The 21,164-nt window shown below is 71.6% G+C and carries 17 protein-coding genes; 6 read left to right on the forward strand and 11 right to left on the reverse strand.

The annotated features are described in order from the left end of the window. Window positions 1–69 precede the first annotated feature (69 nt). The gene (locus ACWD10_RS12275; RefSeq protein WP_451089786.1) at window positions 70–570 is read right to left on the reverse strand and encodes an N-acetyltransferase family protein; all 501 of its coding nucleotides are present in this window, start codon (window positions 568–570) and stop codon (window positions 70–72) included. 255 nt (window positions 571–825) lie between these two features. Beyond that, complete coding sequence (locus tag ACWD10_RS12280; RefSeq protein ID WP_451090049.1) at window positions 826–1,347, reverse strand: DUF4240 domain-containing protein; 522 nt, start codon at window positions 1,345–1,347, stop codon at window positions 826–828. Window positions 1,348–1,523: 176 nt separating this feature from the next. On the opposite strand from ACWD10_RS12280, the gene ACWD10_RS12285 reads away from it, so the two are divergent. The 3 genes from ACWD10_RS12285 (at window position 1,524) to ACWD10_RS12295 (ending at window position 4,344) form a co-directional block, all read left to right on the forward strand. Beyond that, complete coding sequence (locus ACWD10_RS12285) at window positions 1,524–2,540, forward strand: SDR family oxidoreductase (protein WP_451089788.1); 1,017 nt, start codon at window positions 1,524–1,526, stop codon at window positions 2,538–2,540. Window positions 2,541–2,686: 146 nt separating this feature from the next. Then, complete coding sequence (locus tag ACWD10_RS12290; protein ID WP_451089790.1) at window positions 2,687–4,222, forward strand: sodium-dependent transporter; 1,536 nt, start codon at window positions 2,687–2,689, stop codon at window positions 4,220–4,222. After that, complete coding sequence (locus ACWD10_RS12295; protein ID WP_451089792.1) at window positions 4,222–4,344, forward strand: methionine/alanine import family NSS transporter small subunit; 123 nt, start codon at window positions 4,222–4,224, stop codon at window positions 4,342–4,344. Before ACWD10_RS12290 ends, ACWD10_RS12295 begins: the two co-directional genes overlap by 1 nt. A gap of 85 nt (window positions 4,345–4,429) precedes the next feature. On the opposite strand, the gene aceE is transcribed toward ACWD10_RS12295, so the two are convergent. Both aceE and ACWD10_RS12305 read right to left on the reverse strand, forming a co-directional pair. Further along, entirely contained in the window at window positions 4,430–7,138 is a 2,709-nt protein-coding gene (gene aceE, locus ACWD10_RS12300) for a pyruvate dehydrogenase (acetyl-transferring), homodimeric type (protein WP_451089794.1), read from the reverse strand. Between the two features lie 302 nt (window positions 7,139–7,440). Further along, window positions 7,441–8,064: a GntR family transcriptional regulator gene (locus ACWD10_RS12305; RefSeq protein WP_451090051.1), complete on the reverse strand. Its 624-nt coding sequence runs from the start codon at window positions 8,062–8,064 to the stop codon at window positions 7,441–7,443. Between the two features lie 295 nt (window positions 8,065–8,359). On the opposite strand from ACWD10_RS12305, the gene ACWD10_RS12310 reads away from it, so the two are divergent. Together ACWD10_RS12310 and ACWD10_RS12315 are read left to right on the forward strand one after the other, a co-directional pair. Further along, on the forward strand, window positions 8,360–9,430 hold the full coding sequence (locus tag ACWD10_RS12310; protein ID WP_451089796.1) for a hypothetical protein: 1,071 nt from the start codon (window positions 8,360–8,362) through the stop codon (window positions 9,428–9,430). Continuing rightward, window positions 9,427–11,076 carry a hypothetical protein gene (locus ACWD10_RS12315; protein WP_451089798.1) on the forward strand — a complete coding sequence of 550 codons (1,650 nt, stop codon included), beginning with the start codon at window positions 9,427–9,429 and terminating at the stop codon, window positions 11,074–11,076. The genes ACWD10_RS12310 and ACWD10_RS12315 overlap by 4 nt, the downstream gene beginning before the upstream one ends. 67 nt (window positions 11,077–11,143) lie before the next feature. On the opposite strand, the gene sucB is transcribed toward ACWD10_RS12315, so the two are convergent. The 4 genes from sucB to ACWD10_RS12335 all read right to left on the reverse strand — a co-directional run bounded on the left by sucB (window position 11,144) and on the right by ACWD10_RS12335 (window position 17,143). Then, on the reverse strand, window positions 11,144–12,979 hold the full coding sequence (sucB, locus tag ACWD10_RS12320) for a 2-oxoglutarate dehydrogenase, E2 component, dihydrolipoamide succinyltransferase (RefSeq protein WP_451089800.1): 1,836 nt from the start codon (window positions 12,977–12,979) through the stop codon (window positions 11,144–11,146). A gap of 62 nt (window positions 12,980–13,041) precedes the next feature. Beyond that, complete coding sequence (gene lpdA, locus ACWD10_RS12325) at window positions 13,042–14,430, reverse strand: dihydrolipoyl dehydrogenase (protein WP_451089802.1); 1,389 nt, start codon at window positions 14,428–14,430, stop codon at window positions 13,042–13,044. Between the two features lie 288 nt (window positions 14,431–14,718). Next, window positions 14,719–16,281: a leucyl aminopeptidase gene (locus ACWD10_RS12330; RefSeq protein ID WP_451089804.1), complete on the reverse strand. Its 1,563-nt coding sequence runs from the start codon at window positions 16,279–16,281 to the stop codon at window positions 14,719–14,721. 76 nt (window positions 16,282–16,357) lie between these two features. Then, the gene (locus ACWD10_RS12335; RefSeq protein WP_451090053.1) at window positions 16,358–17,143 is read right to left on the reverse strand and encodes an adenosylcobinamide-GDP ribazoletransferase; all 786 of its coding nucleotides are present in this window, start codon (window positions 17,141–17,143) and stop codon (window positions 16,358–16,360) included. 76 nt (window positions 17,144–17,219) lie between these two features. On the opposite strand from ACWD10_RS12335, the gene ACWD10_RS12340 reads away from it, so the two are divergent. Next, window positions 17,220–17,981: a hypothetical protein gene (locus tag ACWD10_RS12340; protein WP_451089806.1), complete on the forward strand. Its 762-nt coding sequence runs from the start codon at window positions 17,220–17,222 to the stop codon at window positions 17,979–17,981. Here ACWD10_RS12340 and ACWD10_RS12345 read toward each other — a convergent pair. The 3 genes from ACWD10_RS12345 to cobT form a co-directional block, all read right to left on the reverse strand. Further along, complete coding sequence (locus ACWD10_RS12345) at window positions 17,888–18,628, reverse strand: hypothetical protein (RefSeq protein WP_451089808.1); 741 nt, start codon at window positions 18,626–18,628, stop codon at window positions 17,888–17,890. The genes ACWD10_RS12340 and ACWD10_RS12345 overlap by 94 nt on opposite strands. A gap of 52 nt (window positions 18,629–18,680) precedes the next feature. Next, on the reverse strand, window positions 18,681–19,862 hold the full coding sequence (locus ACWD10_RS12350) for a phosphatidylglycerol lysyltransferase domain-containing protein (protein WP_451089810.1): 1,182 nt from the start codon (window positions 19,860–19,862) through the stop codon (window positions 18,681–18,683). A 211-nt stretch (window positions 19,863–20,073) separates the two neighbouring features. After that, on the reverse strand, window positions 20,074–21,120 hold the full coding sequence (cobT, locus tag ACWD10_RS12355) for a nicotinate-nucleotide--dimethylbenzimidazole phosphoribosyltransferase (protein ID WP_451089812.1): 1,047 nt from the start codon (window positions 21,118–21,120) through the stop codon (window positions 20,074–20,076). Between the last annotated feature and the right edge of the window lie 44 nt (window positions 21,121–21,164).

Genomic DNA, 21,164 nt, shown 5'->3' on the forward strand with positions numbered 1-21,164 from the left:
TGTCCCACGGAGCCCGGCGTACGCCGGATCCTCACGGTGCTCGCACCCCCTCAGCACGTCACCCGTACGTCACCGCAGAGCCCGTCCCATCAGCACGTCGTCCACGTACGCGCCGTCGAGCAGGAACTCTCCCGGCAGTACGCCCTCGATCTCGAAGCCCTCCGCCTCGTACAGCTTGCGGGCCGGGGTGTTGTGCCCGAGCACCCGCAGGGTCAGCCGGATCGCCCCCTGCCGCCGGGCCGCGGCGCAGGCCGCGCGGAGCAGGGCCCGGCCGACGCCCCGGCCGCGCGCCTCGGCGGCGACGGCGAGCCCCTGGATCTGCCGTACGTGCGCGTTGGCGGCGAGCGGTGTGGGCGGCACGAGCCGGATGTACCCGGCGAGCCGTCCGTCGGACTCGGCGACCAGATAGTCCTCGGGCCCGTGCCGCTCGTCGAAGAACGGCTCGTCCGGGCCGGGCCGCGGCTGTACGGCATGCAGCGTGGACCAGACGTCCCGGTCGAGCCGGGCGAGTGCGGCGTCGTCGGTGAGGCGGGCGGGGCGTATGTGGGGGAGGGCGGGGGCGGAGGACATGGAGGGAAGCGTAGGGGGTGTCTTACGGGTCTTCGTCCGACAGATGCCGTGCGGGCGGCGGGGCATCAACTCAGCCCGTCCGGCGGTTGAGGACGAGGCCCGTTCAGGCCCGTTCAGGCCCGTTCAGGGCCGATCGGGGGCGCTGGGGCGCAGCCCCCTCACGCGGCGTCAGCCGCATATCGACACAGTCGGCAGCCGGGCCGACGGCACAGATCGTGATCCGTAAGACACGCGCCAGTGGCCCGTGCAGGCACGTTACTCCGGCCCGAACCGGTCCCACAGCTTCGGGTAGGCCCGGGCCAGGGCGGTCTCGTTCTCGAAGTCGAGGGGGGTGCCCTCGGGTTCGGGCGGGGCGGGTTCGATGCCCAGGTCCGGGGCGACCGTGCCGGTGAGCTGCTCGTACGCCTCGTCCGCCGCGTAGCCCAGCTCCTCGCCGTCCCCGTCGACCTCCTCGTCGAAGTCGTCGAGCAACTCGGCGAGCGCGTCCGGATCGTGCACCGCGCCCTCGAAGACCTCCCGGCCCTGGCCGATGAGCCAGCACCGGAAGTAGTCGAACGCGTCGTCGCTGACGCCGTCGAGCAGCACACTCGCGGCGCCCCACAGGTCCCAGCGGTACGCGCGGTTGTAGCGGGACTCGAAGTGCCGGGCGAAGTCCAGAACGGAGTCCGGGTCGAGCTGGAGGAGCCGCTCCACGAGCAGGTCGGCCTGGTCCTCGGGGTCGCCCTCGGCGGCCTCGCGGGTGCTGTCCACGATCTCCCAGAACTCCATCTCGTCCATCACGGGTCCAGCATCGGCCCTGGGAGAGGGCGACGCACCCGGAGTGCCGCTCTTGTTACCCGGTCTTGTTAACCGGCTCCCCTGGGTGATGACCGGACGGCAGATTCCGGGATGTCCGTACGGCAGTTTCCGGACTCCGGACGGCACATGTCAGTACCGGGTGGCACGCTCGTCCCATGAATGAGCGAGACACAAGGCGCGCCGCCGCCGACAACACCGCCGCCACCACCGCCACCGGCCCCACCACCGGCCCTCGCGACGGCTCCGGCAAGCCGTTGAGCGGCCGCGTCGCCCTCGTCGCCGGTGCTACCCGAGGCGCCGGGCGGGCCATGGCCGTGGAGCTCGGCCGGGCCGGGGCCACCGTGTACGCGACGGGACGGACCACGCGTACGCACCTCAGCGAGGTCGGGCGGGCGGACAAGAGACGGGTGGGGGAGACCATCGAGGAGACCGCCGAACTCATCGACGCCGCGGGAGGCACCGGGATCGCCGTGCCGACCGATCACCTCGAACCGGACCAGGTGCGGTCCCTGGTCGACCGGATCGACCGCGAGCAGGGCCGTCTGGACATCCTCGTCAACGACATCTGGGGCGGGGACGGCGTCGTCGAGTGGGGCAAGAAGATGTGGGAGCACGACCTGGACAAGGGCCTCAGGGCGCTCCGGCTCGGCGTCGAGTCGCACATCGTCACCAGCTCGATCGCGCTCCCGCTGCTCGTACGGCACCGCGGTGGCCTGCTCGCCGAGGTCACCGACGGGACCGAGGAGTCCAACAGCCGCTACCGCGAGCCCTTCTACTACGACCTGGCCAAGGCCGCCCCGCTGCGCATGGCCCGGGGCCTGGCCGGGGAACTCGCGGAGTACGGCTGCACGGCGGTCTGCCTCACGCCCGGCTGGCTGCGGTCCGAGGCGATGCTCGACCACTTCGGGGTGACCGAGGAGAACTGGCGCGACGGCTGCGCCATCGAGCCGCACTTCGCGATCTCCGAGACGCCGACCTACGTGGGCCGGGGGCTCGCCGCGCTCGCCGCCGACCCGGACGTGCACCGGTTCAACGGGCAGTCGCTGTCCAGCGGCGGCCTCGCCAAGGAGTACGGCATAACGGACGTGGACGGCTCCCAGCCGGACTCCTGGCGCTACTGGACCGAGGTGCAGACGGCGGGCAGACCGGCCGACGTCACGGGCTACCGGTGAACCGGCTGTAAGGAGCATCCTGCTGCGCGGGGCAGCGCGCATGGGTGCATTGTGCCGCGCTCCCCAGCGGGCCCGAGCGGAGAACGGCCCCGGGCTGGCTACCGTTCGGGCAAATCGCTCACATGACACGCAAGGGGACCCACAGCATGGCCAATCAACCCCGCGAGCAGTGGGGAACACGCGCCGGATTCCTGATGGCGGCGATCGGCTCGGCCATCGGCCTCGGCAACATCTGGCGCTTTCCCGCTGTCGCGTACGAGAACGGCGGCGGCGCCTTCCTCCTGCCGTATCTGATCGCTCTGCTCACCGCCGGTCTGCCGCTCCTGATCATGGAGTATTCGATCGGCCGCCGTTTCCGCAGTTCGCCCCCGGCCGCCTTCCGGCGCCTGGCCCGCCCCGCCGAGGCGATCGGCTGGTGGCAGGTCATCATCTCCCTGGTGATCGCCACCTATTACGCCGTCATTCTGTCCTGGGCGGTGCGCTACGTCGGCTTCTCCGTCGGACAGCAGTGGGGCGACAAGCCCGACGAGTTCCTGCTCAACGACTTTCTGCAGGTCGCCGACGCGCCCGGCGGCATCCAGTCCTATGTGAGCGGGGTGTTCTGGCCGCTGCTCGCCATCTGGGTCGTGACCCTGATCATCCTGGCCTTCGGGGTGCGGCGCGGCATCGAGGCGGCGAACAAGATCTTCATTCCGCTGCTCATCGTCTTCTTCGGTGTCCTGGTGGTCCGGGCGCTCACCCTCGAAGGCGCGAGCGTCGGCCTCGACGCCTTCTTCGCGCCCGACTGGGGCGCCCTGGAGGACGGCCGTGTCTGGGTCGCGGCCTACGGGCAGATCTTCTTCTCGCTCTCCGTCGGCTTCGGCATCATGGTCACCTACGCCTCGTATCTGCGGCGCCGCTCCGACCTGTCCGGGTCCGCGCTGGTGGCGGGCTTCGCCAACAGCTCCTTCGAACTCCTCGCGGGCATCGGCGTGTTCGCCACGCTCGGCTTCATGGCCGTGCAGACCGGCGGCCAGATCGGGGACGTCGAGGGCGGTCTGGGCCTCGCCTTCATCGCCTTCCCGACGATCATCTCGCAGATGCCGGCCGGCGGGTTCTTCGGCGTCCTGTTCTTCGGCTCCCTCGTGATCGCCGGGCTCTCGTCGCTGATCAGCATCGTGCAGGTGATCGTCTCGGCGGTGCAGGACCGCACCGGACTCTCCCGTACGGTCTCCGTGTTCGGTGTCGGCGGCGCGGTCGCGGTGCTCTCGCTCGCGCTCTACCCGACGGACGGCGGGCTCTATCTCCTGGACTCCGCCGACCACTTCATCAACCAGTACGGCATCGCCCTCGCCGCCCTCGTCAGCGTCGTGACGGTGGCCTGGCTGCTGCGCAAGCTCGGCGTGCTGCAGCGGGACGCCGACGCGACCTCCGCGGTCAGGCTCGGGCACTGGTGGAAGATCTGCCTCGGCATCATCACGCCGCTCGGCCTCGGCTGGATGCTCGTCGACGCGATGCGCCAGGAGTTCGACGAGAACTACGCGGGCTACTCCACCGACTTCCTGCTCGCCAGCGGCTGGAGCGTCGCCATCGGCGCCCTCGTCATCGGCGTGCTCATCTCGCTGATCCCCTGGCGCGGCTGGCAGACGGAACCCGGCCTCGACGAGGACTCCCTGAACGCGCCCGACGAGAGGAAGAGCTGATGTCGACCGGAGCCATCCTGATGATGGTGGTGTCCCTGCTGATCGTGTGGGGCGGTCTGATCGCCGCCATCCTCAAGCTGCGCGGCCACCCCGACGAGGTGCCACCCGCGCAGGAGTCCTGAACCTGCCCGTACCTACGGCGGTGCCCCGCCCGGAGCAGATCCGGGCGGGGCACCGTGCTTTCGACGACCGATGAGCAAGGGCCGGTCAGGCCAGGCCGTAGCGCTCGGCGGCCTCCTTGACCGTCTCGCGCTTGACCTCACCGCGCCGCGCGAGCTGGGCGAGCGCCGCGACGACGATCGATTCGGCGTCCACCCCGAAGTGGCGGCGCGCCGCGTCCCGCGTGTCGGAGAGGCCGAAGCCGTCCGCGCCCAGCGAGGTGTAGTCCTGCTCCACCCACTGCGCGATCTGGTCCGGCACCTGGCGCATGTAGTCGCTGACCGCGAGCACCGGGCCCGTGACGCCCTCGAGCGCCTTACGGACGTACGGCGTACGCTCCTTGCCCCGAAGCAGCGCGGCGTCCGCCTCCAGGCCGTCCCGGCGCAGCTCGGACCACGAGGTCGCGGACCACACGTCGGCGGCCACGCCCCACTCCTCGGCGAGCAGCCGCTGCGCCTTGAGCGCCCAGTGGATCGCGGTGCCGGAGGACATCAGCTGGGTGCGGGCGGCGTCGCCGGGGACCGAAAGGCCCGCGGACTCGGCGGTGTTGAAGCGGTACAGGCCGCGCACGATGCCCTCGTCCACGCCCTCGGGCTTGGCCGGCTGCGGCATCGGCTCGTTGTAGACCGTCAGGTAGTAGAAGACGTTCGGGTCCTCGTCCGCCGCGGTCTCGCCGTACATCCGGCGCAGACCGTCCTTGACGATCGCGGCGACCTCGTACGCGAAGGCCGGGTCGTACGTCAGGGCCGCCGGGTTGGTCGCGGCGATCACCGGCGAGTGGCCGTCGGCGTGCTGCAGACCCTCACCGGTCAGGGTGGTACGACCGGCGGTGGCGCCGATGAGGAAGCCGCGGCCGAGCTGGTCGCCGAGCTGCCACATCTGGTCGGCGGTCCGCTGCCAGCCGAACATCGAGTAGAAGATGTAGAAGGGGATCATCGTCTCGCCGTGCGTGGCGTACGACGACGCGGCGGCGATGAAGTCCGCCATCGAACCGGCCTCGGTGATGCCCTCGTTGAGGATCTGGCCTTCCTTGGCCTCGCGGTAGTACATCAGCTGGTCGCGGTCGACCGGCTCGTACGTCTGGCCCTTGGGCGAGTAGATGCCGAGCGACGGGAACAGCGACTCCATGCCGAAGGTGCGGGCCTCGTCCGGGACGATCGGCACCCAGCGCTTGCCGGAGGTCTTGTCCCGCATCAGGTCCTTGACCAGGCGGACGAACGCCATCGTCGTCGCGACCGACTGGGAGCCGGAGCCCTTGTCGAAGGAGGCGAACGCCTTGTCGGCCGGGGCGGGCAGCGCCTCGACCGCGTGCATCCGGCGGGCCGGGGCCGGGCCACCGAGGGCGGCGCGGCGCTCCTGGAGGTAGCGGACCTCGGCGGAGTCGGCGCCCGGGTGGCCGTAGGGCACCACGCCGTCGACGAACTGGCTGTCCGGGATGGGCAGTTCAAGAAGGTCCCGCATGTTCTTGAACTCGTCCTCGGTGAGCTTCTTCATCTGGTGGTTCGCGTTCTTGGACGCGAAGCCCTCACCCAGCGTGAAGCCCTTGACCGTCTGCGCCAGGATCACCGTCGGGGCGCCCTTGTGCTCCACGGCGGCCTTGTACGCGGCGTACACCTTGCGCGGCTCGTGGCCGCCGCGGGACAGCTGGAAGCACTCGATGATCTTGTCATCGCTGACCAGCTTGCCCAGCTCGACCAGGGCGGGCTCGCCCGCGAAGAAGTGCTCGCGGATGTAGGCGGCGTCACGCGTCTGGTACGTCTGGATCTGCGCGTCCGGCACCTCGCGGATGCGGCGGACCAGGGCGCCGGAGGTGTCGAGCTGGAAGAGCTCGTCCCAGGCGTTGCCCCACAGGGTCTTGATGACGTTCCAGCCGGCGCCGCGGAACTGGGCCTCCAGCTCCTGCACGATCTTGAAGTTGGCGCGCACCGGGCCGTCGAGCCGCTGGAGGTTGCAGTTGATGACGAAGGTGAGGTTGTCGAGCTCCTCACGCGAGGCGAGCGCGAGGGCCGCCGTCGACTCGGGCTCGTCCATCTCGCCGTCGCCGAGGAACGCCCACACGTGGGAGTTGGAGACGTCCTTGATGCCGCGGTGGGTCAGGTACCGGTTGAACCGGGCCTGGTAGATCGCCGACAGCGGGCCGAGGCCCATGGAGACGGTCGGGAACTCCCACAGCCACGGCAGGCGGCGCGGGTGCGGGTAGGACGGCAGCCCGTTGCCACCGGACTCGCGGCGGAAGTTGTCGAGGTGTTCCTCGGTGAGGCGGCCGTCCAGGAAGGCGCGGGCGTAGATACCGGGCGAGGCGTGGCCCTGGATGTAGAGCTGGTCGCCGGAGCCGTCGTCCTCCTTGCCGCGGAAGAAGTGGTTGAAGCCGGTCTCGTAGAGCCAGGCGGCGGAGGCGAAGGTGGCGATGTGGCCGCCGACGCCGTACTTGGAGCCCCGGGTCACCATCGCGGCCGCGTTCCAGCGGTTCCACGCGGTGATCTTCCGCTCCATCTCCTCGTCGCCGCCTGCCTCGCTGATGGAAGGCTCGGCCGCGGTCGGGATGGTGTTGACGTAGTCGGTCTCGAGCAGCTTCGGCAGGGCGAGGCCCGCCTGCTCGGCGTGGTGGAGCGTACGGCGCATCAGGTACTCGGCGCGGTGCGTTCCGGCGTGCTCGCTCACGGCGTCCAGGGAGGCCGCCCACTCGGCGGTCTCCTCCGGGTCGCGGTCCGGCAGCTGGTCGAGCTGGCTCGGAAGCTTGCCTACGGGGTCGGTCATGATCGACGCCTTCCGGACAGGGTCCCCCGCCGTGAGCGGGAGAGGGGTGGAGATGGCCCTATCTGGCAGGACAGGGCGGCGGGCTGGGTGCAGCCCGCCGTCGACTGTAAGCCGCTGATCGATGATCGATCAAAGGGGGAGGGGGAGAAATTGCGCCACCTGAAGAAATCGGCACCCGGTGCCGGGCTTCCGGGCACAGGGTGCCGCCCATATGAGGCGAAAGCGGACGCCCGTTTGGGCTGGTCAGGGCACAAGTGAGCGAACCACGGGGCCGTGGCCGCTCGCCGCCGGACCGGCGAACCTCACGCCCGAGGCGCGCACCCGAGCACATGCTCCTTCACCAGCTCGCCGATCCGCGGATCCCGGCGCCGGAACGCTTGGACGAGCTCCTCGTGCTCCTCCGCGTACGACTGCTGCCGCGTCCCCAGCCACCGGATCGAGAGCGCCGTGAACACCTCGATGCCCAGGCCCTCCCAGGTGTGCAGGAGCACCGAGTTCCCGGCCGCCCGCACCAGCTCCCGGTGGAAGTCCACGGTGTGCCGCACCTGCGCCGTCCCGTCCGAGGTCCGGTCGGCCTCGTACAGCGCCGCCACATGCGGTTCGAGCGCCGAGCAGTCCTCCGCGAGCTTGTCCGCGGCCAGCTCCGCGGCGATCTGCTCCAGGCCGGCCCGTACCGGGTAGCTCTCCTCCAGGTCGGCGGCGGTCAGATTGCGTACGCGTACGCCCTTGTTGGGCGCCGACTCGATGAGTCGCAGCGACTCCAGCTCCCGCAGCGCCTCCCGCACCGGGGTCTGGCTGACCTCCAGCTCCACCGCGATCCGGCGTTCCACGATGCGCTCGCCCGGCTTCCAGCGGCCGCTGACGATCCCCTCCACGATGTGCTCGCGGATCTGGTCGCGAAGCGATTGGACGACGGGCGCGCTCACGGCCGGCCCGGGGCTCGGACTCATCGGTAATGGCTCCTTATGCAGGTGCGATGCCATGACGATACGCGCTGCCCCCGGCCCGGGCCCTGCCCCATGGTGAGTCATCGGTCACGTAGGGCTCCCATGCCGCGGTGCCCGGGCGCCGCGGGAACCGGGCGGCGGGGAATATGCCAGTTGCTCCTCCGGCGCAGGAACCCCAACTATCCTGTGGCGCAGGTCACTTGGCGTTCGTATATTCGGCGTCCACCGGTACCGGGACCGATCGGGGGACGGAGTGAACGGGTATGAGCCGCTGGTGAACTACCTCGTGCCCGAGCTGCTGCTGCAGGACCGGCGGGCGCGACGGGCCCTCCTCGGCGCGCAGCTGCGGCGCCGCGGCGGGCCACCGATGATCGAACTGCTCGGCGTGGAACCGGCCGCCGCGGAGCGGCTGCTCAACCGGATCCATCTGCGGTACGACCGCACGGTCCCGGTCAACCACCCACGGCTGCCGCTCGGTTCGGCCACGGAGCGCGAGAAGGAGCGGCTGCGGGCGAGCGTCGTCGACTGCCTCTGGTATCTGTCCACCCGCTCCCGCGGGCTCGGCGGCTATCTGGGCAACCGGCCGCGGATCCGGTTTCCCCGGTTCACCCTGGGCATCCTCGTCTACCAGTGGGCGCAGCGCGAGAACGTCAAGGAGCTGGCGACCATCGCGCGCGGCCTCAGGACCGTACGCCAGGTGCAGGAGAGCCGGACCGAGGTGCCGGGCAACATCCTGGACCCGCTGGCGAACCTCGGCGTGCCGGGCGGCATCGCCGCCCTCGGTCTCGCGCTCGGCTACCACGTGCTGCCGGGCAACCGGCACCGCGCGGCCATCCGCTGGTGGGGCCGGGTCGTCGACTCGCCGCCGCGCTGGCTGCACCGGCCCCGCGGCGCCGTGCTCGACGACATGTTCAACCTGGTCACGGCGGGCCGGGACCACCGGGACCGGAGCGTCGAGTCGCTGCTCGCGGCCGCGCTCCTCGCCGACCTGGACGCGTACTACAACACCTTCCGCCGCCTCAACCGCGATCTGCTGCCGCTCGTGCTGCTCCCGGGCGCGGACACCCCGTCGGGAAGGGCGCTTCTGAGGGCCTTCCGGGGCGCGTACCAGCGGGTGTTCGACCCGTTGGACGGGCGGCGGTACAAGACCATGACGCGCCCGGTCGTCATCGCCGTCGGCAGCCGCGCGGCGCCGGAAGGGGCAGGGGGCACGCCGGGGCGGCTCGACACCCTGGAGCAGCGGCTGCGGGAGTGGCGGCCCACGCGCGGACAGGGCTCGCAGGACCGGTGGATGCTGCGGGTCGCGGTGGCGCGGGCCGGGGAGTCCAGGGAGGGGGAGCAGTGAGCAGCGCTGTGGATGGCCAGGTCAGGAACAAGGTCGGGCCGGTGACGCTCGGCCTGGTCGTGGTGGTGGCCGGGGTGGGGCTGTATGTCCTGATCCGGTGGCTCGGCGGCATTCTGAACCCGCCCGAGTGCGCCGCCGGTCTGGAGGACGTACGGGGTGAGTGCGTGGGTGTCACTTCGAGCGCCGAGGAGTTCCGGCGCGACCCGAAGCATTTCCCCGACGGTCTGGCCGAGGTCTCGCGGCGGATCCAGGAGCAGAACGCGTACGCGGAGCAGGGGCCGCACGCGACCATCGCCCTGGAGATCCCGATGACGGACCCGAACGTGCGGCGGCAGAAGGAGATCCTGCACGAGGTGCAGGGCGCCTATCTGGCGCAGTACCGGGCCAACCAGGAGGAGGCCCAGAAGCCGCCGAGGATCCGGCTCGTCTTCGCCAACATCGGCTCGGACCGGCGGAGTTGGGCCACGGTCCACCGGCGCCTCGCCGAGCTCGCGAAGTCGAAGGACAACTTCCGGGTGGCCTTCGGGCTCGACCTCAGCGTCAAGGAGACCTACGAGGCCCTGAAGGACCTCACCGTCGAGCACCGGCTTCCCGTGGTGCTCGGCCCGTCGACCGCCGACTCGATGGCCAACCCGCGCACCGGCGAGCCGACCTTCCCGGGCCTGGCCAGGGTGGCGCCGACCAACTCCGAACAGGCCAAGGCCCTGGTCGAGTTCGACAAGGGGCTGCGCGACGACGAGAAGCTGAGCCTGCGGAATGCCGTGCTCATCACGGACACGGTGGAGGGCGACGACTACGTGGACAGCCTGCGCGGGGCCTTCCGCTCGCTGCTCAAACAGTCACCGCACCCGGAGAAGACCTACAAGTCCAGGGGCTCGGACGAGGACGGCGTGCTCGGCGGCGAGTTCGAGGACTTCGCGAACCAGATCTGCGCCGCGGACCCGGAGATCGACACGATCTACTTCGCCGGACGGGTGGTGCAGCTCCAGCAGTTCATCACGGCGCTCGGCAAGCGCACCTGCCCGACCCGGCACTTCACGCTGGTCAGCGGCTCGGGCGCGTCCACGCTCTACGACACCGAGAAGCTGGACTGGGACGCGATCAAGGGGGATCGCAGCCGCGGCCGCAAGGGCATCACGGTGCGGTACACCTCCAACGCCCACCAGGACGCGTGGCGCACCAAGGACGCGCCGAAGGTGGGCGGTTCCCGCGCGGACGTCGACAATCTGGTGGAGCTCGCCGGTCCGTCGCGCCCGAAGTCGGTGGGGTCCATCGGCCCGGTCGACCTCATCGACTCGCGGATGTACGTGGCGTACGACGCGGCCTGGACGGCGATCCAGGGCATCCGGGAGCGGATGGACGTGGACGACCTCCTCGACGACGAGGAGCTGCCGACCACCGACCAGATCAGGGACGACTGGGACCGGTTGCAGGGGCAGAGCATGGTGCGCGGCGCGAGCGGCTGGATCTGCCTGGACGCCTCCGGCAATCCGTACGACAAGGCGGTGGCCGTCGTACAGCTGGATCCGAGCGACACCAAGGAGGCCAGGGAGCGGCGCCGTACCAAGTTCCTCGGCATCGCCTGGCCCACCGGCAGCGAGCCGAACACCGACAAGTCGGGGAACTGCCAGCCCACGGCGGAGTGACGTCCGCACACGCGAAGGCCCCGCCGGGACGGGTGTCCCGACGGGGCCTCGGTGCTGTTCCGGTGTGTTACAGACCGAGCTCGGTCTCGAACTCACCGGCCTCCAGGATGGCCTTGACCGTGGTCAGGTAGCGGGCGGCGTCGGCGCCGTCCACCAGACGGTGGTCGTAGGACAGGGTCAGGTAGACCATGTCGCGGACACCGATGACCGTGCCCTCCTCCGTCTCGATCACGGCCGGGCGCTTCACGGTGGCACCGATACCGAGGATGCCCACCTGGTTCGGCGGCACGATGATCGTGTCGAACAGCGCGCCGCGCGAGCCGGTGTTGGAGATGGTGAAGGTCGCGCCGGACATCTCGTCCGGGCTGATCTTGCTGGTGCGGACCTTGCCCGCCAGGTCGGCGGTGGCCTTGGCGATACCGGCGATGTTCAGGTCGCCCGCGCCCTTGATGACCGGCGTCATCAGACCCTTCTCGGAGTCCACGGCGATGCCGATGTTCTCCGAGTCGAAGTACGTGATGGTGCCCTCGTCCTCGTTGATCCGGGCGTTGACGACCGGGTGGGCCTTCAGCGCCTGGGCCGCGGCCTTGACGAAGAACGGCATCGGGGAGAGCTTGACGCCCTCGCGGGCGGCGAAGCCGTCCTTGGCGCGGTTGCGCAGCTTCATCAGCTTGGTGATGTCCACCTCGATGACGCTGGACAGCTGAGCCTGGCCGTGCAGGGCCTTCATCATGTTGTCGCCGATGACCTTGCGCATGCGGGTCATCTTGACGGTCTGGCCGCGCAGCGGGGACACCTCGAGGGTCGGACCCGTCGAGGGCGCGGTGGCGGGCGCAGCGGCGGCGGGGGCGGCGGCCGGAGCCGCGGCCTTGGCGGCCTCGGCGGCGGCGATGACGTCCTGCTTGCGGATGCGACCGCCTACGCCGGTGCCCTTGACGGTCGAGAGGTCCACGCCGCTCTCGCTGGCCAGCTTGCGGACCAGCGGGGTGACGTAGGCGCCCTCGTCCACCGGGGCGGTGGGCGTCGGAGCCGGGGCGGCCGGAGCGGCAGCCGGGGCCGGGGCCGGGGCGGCCGGGGCAGCCGGAGCGGCGGGCGCAGCGGCAGCCGGGGCCGGAGTGGCGGGGGCCGGAGCCGGAGCGGCCGGGGCCGGGGCGGCCGGGGCAGCGGGCGCGGCCGGAGCGGCAGGCGCGGCCGGGGCCTCGGCGGCGGGCGCCGGGGCGGCCGGAGCCTCGGCCGGGGCAGCGGCCGGAGCCGCACCCTTGGCGCCGATGACGGCGAGCTTGGCGCCGACCTCGGCGGACTCGTCCTCGCCGACCACGATCTCCAGGAGGACACCGGCGACGGGGGCCGGGATCTCGGTGTCGACCTTGTCGGTCGAGACCTCGAGCAGCGGCTCGTCCTCGGCGACCTCCTCGCCGACCTCCTTCAGCCAGCGCGTGACGGTGCCTTCGGTGACGGACTCGCCCAGGGCGGGCAGCGTCACGTCGGTGCCTTCGGCACCACCGGCGGGGGCGGCGGCCGGAGCGGCGGCGGGGGCGGCAGCGGGGGCTGCGGCAGCGGGGGCTGCGGCAGCGGGAGCCTCGGCGGCGGGCGCCGGGGCAGGCTCGGCAGCGGGGGCTTCGGCGGCCGCGGCGGCCGGGGCGGGGGCGGCCGCCGCGGCGCCGGAGCCATCGTCGATGATGGCCAGCTCGGCGCCGACCTCCACGGTCTCGTCCTCGGCGACCTTGATGGACGCGAGGACACCGGCGGCGGGGGCCGGGATCTCGGTGTCGACCTTGTCGGTCGAGACCTCGAGCAGCGGCTCGTCGGCCTCGACGCGCTCACCCTCGGCCTTGAGCCAGCGGGTGACGGTGCCTTCGGTCACGCTCTCGCCGAGCGCCGGCAGGGTTACGGAAACCGACATGGTTTCGGTTGCTCCTAACGAACTACGTACGGATGGGGGTGCGTCGGCCCTGCGAGGGAGCGTCAGTCGTGGGAGTGCAGCGGCTTGCCCGCCAGGGCAAGGTGGGCCTCGCCGAGCGCCTCGTTCTGCGTCGGGTGCGCGTGGACGAGCTGCGCGACCTCGGCGGGCAGCGCCTCCCAGTTGTAGATGAGCTGCGCCTCGCCGATCTGCTCGCCCATGCGGTCACCGACCATGTGGACACCGACGACAGCGCCGTCCTTGACCTGGACGAGCTTGATCTCGCCCGCGGTCTTCAGGATCTTGCTCTTGCCGTTGCCCGCCAGGTTGTACTTCAGAGCGACGACCTTGTCCGCGCCGTAGATCTCCTTGGCCTTGGCCTCGGTGATGCCGACGGAGGCGACCTCGGGGTGGCAGTACGTCACCCGCGGCACGCCGTCGTAGTCGATCGGAACGGTCTTCAGACCGGCCAGACGCTCCGCCACCAGGATGCCCTCGGCGAAGCCGACGTGCGCGAGCTGAAGGGTCGGAACGAGGTCACCGACGGCCGAGATGGTCGGCACGTTGGTCTGCATGTACTCGTCGACGAGCACGTGGCCGCGCTCCATGGCGACGCCCTGCTCCTCGTAGCCCAGGCCCTGTGAGACCGGGCCGCGGCCGATGGCGACCAGGAGGACCTCGGCCTCGAAGGTCTTGCCGTCGGCGAGGGTCACCCGTACGCCGTTCTCGGTGTACTCGGCCTTCTCGAAGAAGGTGCCGAGGTTGAACTTGATCCCGCGCTTGCGGAACGCGCGCTCCAGGATCTTGGAGCTGTTCTCGTCCTCGACCGGGACGAGGTGCTTGAGGCCCTCGATCACCGTGACGTCGGCGCCGAAGGACTTCCACGCCGAGGCGAACTCGACGCCGATGACGCCGCCGCCCAGGACGATCGCGGACTGCGGCACGCGGTCCAGGGTCAGCGCGTGGTCCGAGGAGATGATGCGGTTGCCGTCGATCTCCAGGCCGGGCAGCGACTTCGGCACGGAGCCGGTCGCGAGCAGGATGTGGCGGCCCTGGACGCGCTGGCCGTTCACGTCCACGGAGGTCGGGGACGACAGACGGCCCTCGCCCTCGATCATCGTCACCTTGCGAGAGGCCACCAGGCCCTGCAGGCCCTTGTAGAGGCCGGAGATCACGTCGTCCTTGTACTTGTGGACGGCGCCCATGTCGATGCCCTCGAAGGTGGCCTTGACGCCGAACTGCTCGCTCTCGCGCGCCTGGTCGGCGATCTCGCCGGCGTGCAGCAGTGCCTTCGTGGGGATGCATCCGTTGTGCAGGCAGGTGCCGCCGAGCTTGTTCTTCTCGATCAGGGCGACGTCCAGGCCCAGCTGAGCTCCGCGCAGGGCCGCGGCATAGCCGCCACTGCCGCCGCCGAGGATCACTAGGTCGAAAACGGTGCTGGCGTCGTTCGCCACGTCACGTCCTCCATGCATGTGCGCCGGGCGCCGGTCATCCTCGACGGCGCGGCGGCTGGTGTTCGGCCGCTTGTACCTTCGGCCCTGTGGTGGGGGCCCTGTCCTGCCGAGAACCCATCTTCGCACTTGTCGATGGCGGACGGGACGCCGGGCCGGTGTCTGAGACGGACGCCTCGTTGTGTTGTTCGGCCGGTGCTGCGTGTGGCCTACGGATTTCGTCAACTTGGAAACCCGCATACCCCCAGGGAGAGGGCGGTTTGCCCGCCCTCTCCCTGGGGGGTGCGACGCTCAGCCGAGGTCGCCCGCGGCCGTGCGCTCGGCGAGCCGCACCAGGGTGCGGACCGCGGATCCGGTGCCGCCCTTGGGGGTGTAGCCGAAGGGCGCGGACTCGTTGAACGCCGGGCCCGCGATGTCCAGGTGCGCCCAGGTGATGCCCTCGCCCACGAACTCCTTCAGGAACAGACCGGCGACCAGGCCGCCGCCCATCCGCTCGCCCATGTTGGCGATGTCCGCGACCTGCGAGTCCATGCCCTTGAGCAGGTACGCGGGCAGCGGCATCGGCCACGCGGGCTCGCCGGCCTCCTCGGCGATCTCGTGCAGCGAGGTGCGGAATGCGTCGTCGTTGGCCATGATCCCGAAGGTGCGGCCGCCGAGCGCCAGCATCATGGCGCCGGTCAGCGTGGCCACGTCGACGATCGCGTCCGGGGTCTCCTCGGAGGCCTTGGTGATCGCGTCGGCCAGGACGAGGCGGCCCTCGGCGTCGGTGTTGAGCACCTCGACGGTCTTGCCGCCGTACATCCGCAGGACGTCGCCGGGGCGGGTCGCGGAGCCGGACGGCATGTTCTCGGCGAGCGCGAGCCAGCCGGTGAGGTTGACCTCCAGGCCCAGGCGGGCGGCGGCGACCACGGCCGCGAACACGGCGGCGGCGCCGCTCATGTCGCACTTCATGGTCTCGTTGTGGCCGGCCGGCTTGAGCGAGATGCCGCCCGAGTCGTACGTGATGCCCTTGCCGACGAACGCCAGGTGCTTCTTGGCCTTCGGCGACGTGTACGTGAGCTTCACCAGGCGGGGCGCGGCGGCGGAGCCCACACCGACGCCGACGATGCCGCCGTACCCGCCCTTGGCGAGCGCCTTCTCGTCGAGCACCTGCACCTTGATGCCGTGCTCCTTGGCCGCGGCCGTGGCGACGGCGGCGAACGCCTCCGGGTTGAGGTCGTTCGGCGGGGTGTTGATCAGGTCGCGGGCGCGGTTGACCTCTTCGGCGACCGCGGCGGCCCGCTCGACGGCGGCCTTCAGGGCCTTGTCGCGCGGCTTGGCGGCGAGGACCGCGGCCTCACCGAGCGGCGCCTTGCCGCCGTTCTTGCCGGACTTGGCGTCCTTGCCGGACTTGGCTTCGTCGCTGCCGGTCCCGCCGTTGTTCTTGTACACGTCGAAGGAGTACGCGCCCAGGGCGGCGCCCTCCGCGATCGCCTGGGCGGCCTCGGCGTCCTCGACCGGCAGCGCGAAGGCGGCCTTCTTCGTACCGGCCAGGGTGCGGGCGGCGACGCCCGCCGCGCGGCGCAGCTCCTCCGCGCCGTACGCCTGGTTCTTCTCCGGAACCGCGCCCAGTCCGACCGCGAGCACGACCGGGGCCTTGAGGCCGGGAGCGGCGGGCAGCTTGGTCGCCTCGCCCTCGCCGCCGGAGGCCCCGAGGGTCTCCAGGATCGCGGCGAGCCGGCCGTCGAAGGCCTCGTTCACGAGCTCGGCGCCCGGCGCGAGGACCGGCCCCTTGGTGCCCTTCGCGACACCCACGACGATCGCGTCGGCGCGCTGCCCGGCTGCGGCGGCGGGCTTAAGAGTCAGAGCAGTCACGGTGGTGATTTCTCTCTTCCGTTGTCATTGGCCGATGGGTGGGAAGGCCATCCTCTGTGAGCCTACGCGCCACGGGCTACCCACCGAGGGTGAGCACGACCAGCGCGGCCGTAGCCGCCGTCTCCGCCAGCGCGCCGAAGACATCCCCTGTCACCCCGCCGAAGCGGCGTATGCAGTGACGCAGCATCAGTTCGGCCGCCCCGGCGCCCGCGAGCACCGCGAGCCCGCCCCGTATCGCCTCGTACGCCGAGAAGCCGCCGCCCACCGCGGCCGCGAGCACCGCCACGCCGCCGAGCACGAGCAGCGCCGCCCGCACCGGCACCGTCCCCGCGACCGCGGCGCCCAGGCCCTCCGGCCGGGCGGCCGGAACCGGGGCGCGGGCGGCGAGGGTGAGGGCGCAGCGTGCGGCGACCGCCGCGACGGCGGCCGCGTACGCGCCGTGCGCCCAGCCGTGCGCGTACGCCTGGACGAGCACCGCCACTTGGGCGAGCAGCACGAAGAGCAGTGTGATGACGCCGAACGGGCCGATGTCGGAGCGCTTCATGATCTGGAGCGCGTCCGCCGCTGGCTTGCCGCTGCCGAGCCCGTCGGCCGTGTCGGCGAGCCCGTCCAGGTGCAGGCCACGGGTGAGCACGGCAGGAACGGCGGCGCTCGCCACGGCGGCGAGCAGCGGGCCCGCGCCGAGCAGCAGCAGGACGGCGCCGGGCAGCGCCGCGCACAGGCCGACGACGAGCCCGGCGAGCGGGGCGCAGAGCATCCCGGAGCGGGCGGCCTCGCGGTCCCAGCGGGTGACCCGGACCGGTAGCACCGTGAGCGTGCCGAAGGCGAAGCGGAGGCCGTCGAGTGAGTTCTTCGCTGGCATCGCTGTCATCGCGGCAGGCTATCCGGCCCCGTTGCGCGTTAAATGGCGCATAACGCGCAAAAGGGGAGCAGTTGGTATGGGTTCCTGGTGGGAACGGAGCATCGTCGAGCCGGGGAAGTTGCCGCTGCTGCTCGCGCTGCTCGCGTTCGTGCTGTCGTTCCTGGTGACGCGGGTGATCACGCGGATGATCCGGGCGGGCCGCGGCCCGTTCCGCAACGTCAGGACGGGGGAGTTGCACATCCACCACGTGGTGCCCGGGATCGTCCTGACGATCATCGGTGGGTTCGGATCGGTGGCCTCCGGGCGGCACAACGTCGGCTCGTCGGTCTCCGCGGTGATCTTCGGGCTCGGCGCGGGCCTGGTGCTCGACGAGTTCGCGCTGATCCTGCACCTCGACGACGTCTACTGGACCGAGGCGGGCCGCAAGAGCGTGGAGCTCGTGGTGCTCACGGCGGCCGTGGTGGCCCTGGTGCTCGGCGGCTTCCTACCGTTCGGCGTGAACGAACTGACCACGGAGGAGCGGCACAACCGCGCCGTGGTGGTGATGAACACCGCCCTGAACTTCTTCCTCGCCCTGGTCGCGCTCGGCAAGGGCAAACCGCGGGTGGCCCTGATCGGGGTCCTGGTGCCGTTCGTGGCGCTGTTCGGTGCGGTGCGGCTCGCCCGGCCCGGCTCGCCCTGGGCGAAGCTCTTCTACAAGAACCGGCCGCACGCGCGGGCCAAGGCGGGCCTGCGCGCCTTCCATCACGACCGGCGCTGGGCGGGCCCGAGCCGCCGCTTCCAGGACTTCATCGCCGGTCGTCCCGATCCGGATCCGCGCCCCGGGCCGCGCCGCTGACGCAGCGCCTCCACGGCGCACAGCACGAGGATCGCGCCGATCGCCGCCAGGTGCTCGCGCCCCGCGAGATTGTCCTTGACCACCACCTCGGCCACCATCGCCGCGACCACCAGGAACGCCGTGAACCAGGCCCGGTACCGCAAGGCCACGTACACCGCGAGCCCGACCACCGCCGCCGACGGACCGGTGTCCACGACCTGCGCGTCCGACGCGGGCAGCCCCAACGGATGGTCGGAGCCGAGCGCGATCCCGACGCGCGCGTACAGCGTCCCGGCGAGCGTGGCGGCGTACGCGAGCGCGAGGGTGCGCCACCGGCCCAGGCAGATCTCGGCGATCCCGAAGACGATCAGAATCTGCGCGAGCGCCCCCCACACCGGCAGATCGAGCGCCGGTACGAAGAGCGAGAGCGGGGTGCGGAGCAGCGCGAGCCAGAGCGGGTCCTCGGCCCGTACGGCGCCGATGTTCTGGACGAACCGGTAGCTGCCCTCCTGGTTCTGCACGTACTGGAAGAGCGCGGTCAGGCAGACGGCGCCGATGGTCAGCGGGATCGCCCGCCACCGGCGCTCGGCCAGACCGGCGAGCACCGCGGCGACAAGCCGCCCCCACTCCTTCACGGCCAGTCGCGTCAGGCGTGTCCGGGTGCTCATCGCCGTGACTCGCTCGATCCGCTCATCTCCGGCTCGCTGCTCGCTGACTCGCTCATCGCTGTGACTCCAGGTGTGGTCGGCGGGGCTCGAGGTGCGGTCCGCCGGACGTCGGGTGCGGTCCGCCGGGCTCCAGGTGCGAGCGGCGGCTGGGCCGCCAAGGCAGGCCGGGGAGTTCGAGGAACCCCTCGGCCCGTGCGGACGCGATCCCGATGCGCGGCAGGTCACCGCTCTTCTCGAAGAGCAGGAACCGTGGTTCCCGGATGGGCCGGTACTTGGCGTTGGCGCGGTACAGCGACTCGAACTGCCACCAGCGGGAGGCAAAGCCGAGCAGCGCGCGCCAGAGCCGGAGCACGGGGCCCGCGCCGAGCCGCGAGCCACGTTCGAAGACCGACCTGAACATCGCGAAGTTGAGCGAAACCCGAGTGATCCCGATCTCGTCGGCGCGCCGCAGCAGCTCCGCGAGCTCGTCGGTCGGGATGTCCGCGTGGCGCCGGATGCCCACCGCGTACCCGGCCCGCGCGACCCGGTGGCGGGCCTGCCGCACGGTCCGCATCGCCCGCCCTTCGAGCGTGAACTCGCCCGCGTCCACGATCGCTTCGTCCCCCAGCTCCAGGGCGTCGAGACCGTGCCGCGCGTAGACCGTGCCGCCCGCCGCACTCGCGCCCATCACGCGGTAGGCGACGGCGGCGTTGCCGGTCGGCGGCCAGACGACGCTCTTCTCGCGGCGCGGCGCGAAGTAGCCGAGCGAGTCGCGCTCGCCTTGCCGTTCGAGGAGTACGCGCAGCCGCGCCGCGTCGTCCGCGGTGAGCGGATCGACGGCCTTACGGGAGCGGAACGCCGCGTACAGCGCGGCGAGCAGTAGCAGCGAACTCAGGACGTTGATGGCGACGTCCACCCACCCCGCGGTCGCGATGCCGTCCACCCGGGAGCCCTCCGCGTCCGGGGCGGGCGAGACAAGCCGCATGATCCCGTAGCTCCAGCGCGCCGCGAAGGTCGAACGGTGGCCGTCCGGCGCGTGGTTGGTGACGGTGACGAGCAGCGCGGCGAGCAGCGAGCCGACGAGCAGCCCGCCCGCGCCGACGGCTGCGGCGAGCCTCGGATTGGCGCGGTCGCCCTTGGCGCGGAACTCCGTACGACCGCCCAGGAGAGACCCGACGCTGAAAGCCGCCGCGCGCGCGGCGGCTCCGCGGTGGCCGGGCTCACTGCCGTTCCTGCCGGCTCCGGGCTCTCCCATGACAGGGGATCATATGGGGACAAATCAGCCCGTCCGGCGTTTGAGGACGAGCGCTCCCCCCAAGTTCTCGGCCAAGTTCTCGGCTTCCGAGTTCTCGGCTTCGCTCGCGCAGGGAGGTACCCCCTGCGCGACAGCGGAGGTCTGGGGGCGCAGCGCGGCGCAGCCCCCAGATCCGGTGACCGGGGCGACGGTGCTGATCGGGGGACGGGGTCTACTTCGCCTCCGGCAGCTCCGCGGCGAGCGCGGCAGCCGCCCGTACCAGCGGCAGCGCGAGCATCGCCCCCGTACCTTCGCCCGCCGTCACGCCATGGTCGAGCAGCGGGTCGAGGGCGAGCCGGTCGAGGGCCTTGGTCTGGGCGGGCTCGCCGCTGGCCTGCCCGGCCAGCCACCAGTCCGGCGCCCGGAAGGCGACCCGCTGGGCGACCAGGGCGCAGGCCGCCGAGACCACGCCGTCGAGGATCACGGGCGTACGGCGCACCGCGCTCTGCAGCAGAAAGCCCGTGGCCGCGGCGAGATCCGCGCCGCCCACGGTGCGAAGGAGCTCGAGCTGGTCGCCGAGGACCGGCCGGGCCCGGCGCAGCGCGTCCCGTACCGCCGCGCACTTGCGCATCCAGGCCAGGTCGTCGATGGGCCGCCCGCCGCGCCCGGTCACCACCGACGCGTCGGTGCCGCAGAGCGCCGCGATCAGCGTGGCCGCGGCGGTCGTGCCGCCGACGCTGAGGTCGCCGAGGACCACCAGGTCCGTGCCCGCGTCGGCCTCCTCGTCGGCGACCGCCATGCCCGCGCGGAACGCCTGCTCGGCCTCCTCGGCGGTGAGCGCGTCCTCGATGTCGATCCGTCCTGAGCCGCGCCGCACCCGGTGGCGTACGACCTCGGCGGGGAGCTCGTCCGGATCGCAGTCCAGGGCCAGATCGACCACGCGCACCGGCACCCCGCCGTGCCGGGCGAGCACGGCGACCGGGCTCTCCCCGGCGAGCGTCGCCCGCACCAGCGCGTGCGCGCCGCCCGCGGGCCGCGCCGAGACGCCGAGCTCCGCCACCCCGTGGTCGCCCGCGAACAGCACCACGCGCGGCCGCTCCACCGGCCGCACCGGCACCGAGGACTGCGCGGCCGCGAGCCACTCACCGAGTTCGTCGAGCCGCCCGAGCGCACCGGACGGCACGGCGAGCCGCTCCCTGCGCTCTTCGGCATCGCGGCGCACCCCGCCGTCGGGGCGCTCGATCAGGTCGGAGAAGTCGTCGAGATTCAGCGAGCTCATTCGTCGAACAGTACCGGGAGGCCCAGGCGTGTCGTCGGGCTCCC

This window comes from Streptomyces sp. NPDC002851 (genome assembly GCF_053591935.1).

Excerpts from the sequence above, each read along its gene's own strand:
- ACWD10_RS12275 (WP_451089786.1), bottom strand. The coding sequence starts at position 570 with ATGTCCTCCGCCCCCGCCCTCCCCCACATACGCCCCGCCCGCCTCACC.
- ACWD10_RS12295 (WP_451089792.1), top strand. The coding sequence starts at position 4,222 with ATGTCGACCGGAGCCATCCTGATGATGGTGGTGTCCCTGCTGATCGTG.
- ACWD10_RS12335 (WP_451090053.1), bottom strand. The coding sequence starts at position 17,143 with ATGCCAGCGAAGAACTCACTCGACGGCCTCCGCTTCGCCTTCGGCACG.
- aceE (WP_451089794.1), bottom strand. The coding sequence starts at position 7,138 with ATGACCGACCCCGTAGGCAAGCTTCCGAGCCAGCTCGACCAGCTGCCG.
- ACWD10_RS12340 (WP_451089806.1), top strand. The coding sequence starts at position 17,220 with ATGGGTTCCTGGTGGGAACGGAGCATCGTCGAGCCGGGGAAGTTGCCG.
- ACWD10_RS12350 (WP_451089810.1), bottom strand. The coding sequence starts at position 19,862 with ATGGGAGAGCCCGGAGCCGGCAGGAACGGCAGTGAGCCCGGCCACCGC.
- cobT (WP_451089812.1), bottom strand. The coding sequence starts at position 21,120 with ATGAGCTCGCTGAATCTCGACGACTTCTCCGACCTGATCGAGCGCCCC.
- ACWD10_RS12280 (WP_451090049.1), bottom strand. The coding sequence starts at position 1,347 with ATGGACGAGATGGAGTTCTGGGAGATCGTGGACAGCACCCGCGAGGCC.
- ACWD10_RS12290 (WP_451089790.1), top strand. The coding sequence starts at position 2,687 with ATGGCCAATCAACCCCGCGAGCAGTGGGGAACACGCGCCGGATTCCTG.
- ACWD10_RS12285 (WP_451089788.1), top strand. The coding sequence starts at position 1,524 with ATGAATGAGCGAGACACAAGGCGCGCCGCCGCCGACAACACCGCCGCC.
- sucB (WP_451089800.1), bottom strand. The coding sequence starts at position 12,979 with ATGTCGGTTTCCGTAACCCTGCCGGCGCTCGGCGAGAGCGTGACCGAA.
- ACWD10_RS12345 (WP_451089808.1), bottom strand. The coding sequence starts at position 18,628 with ATGAGCACCCGGACACGCCTGACGCGACTGGCCGTGAAGGAGTGGGGG.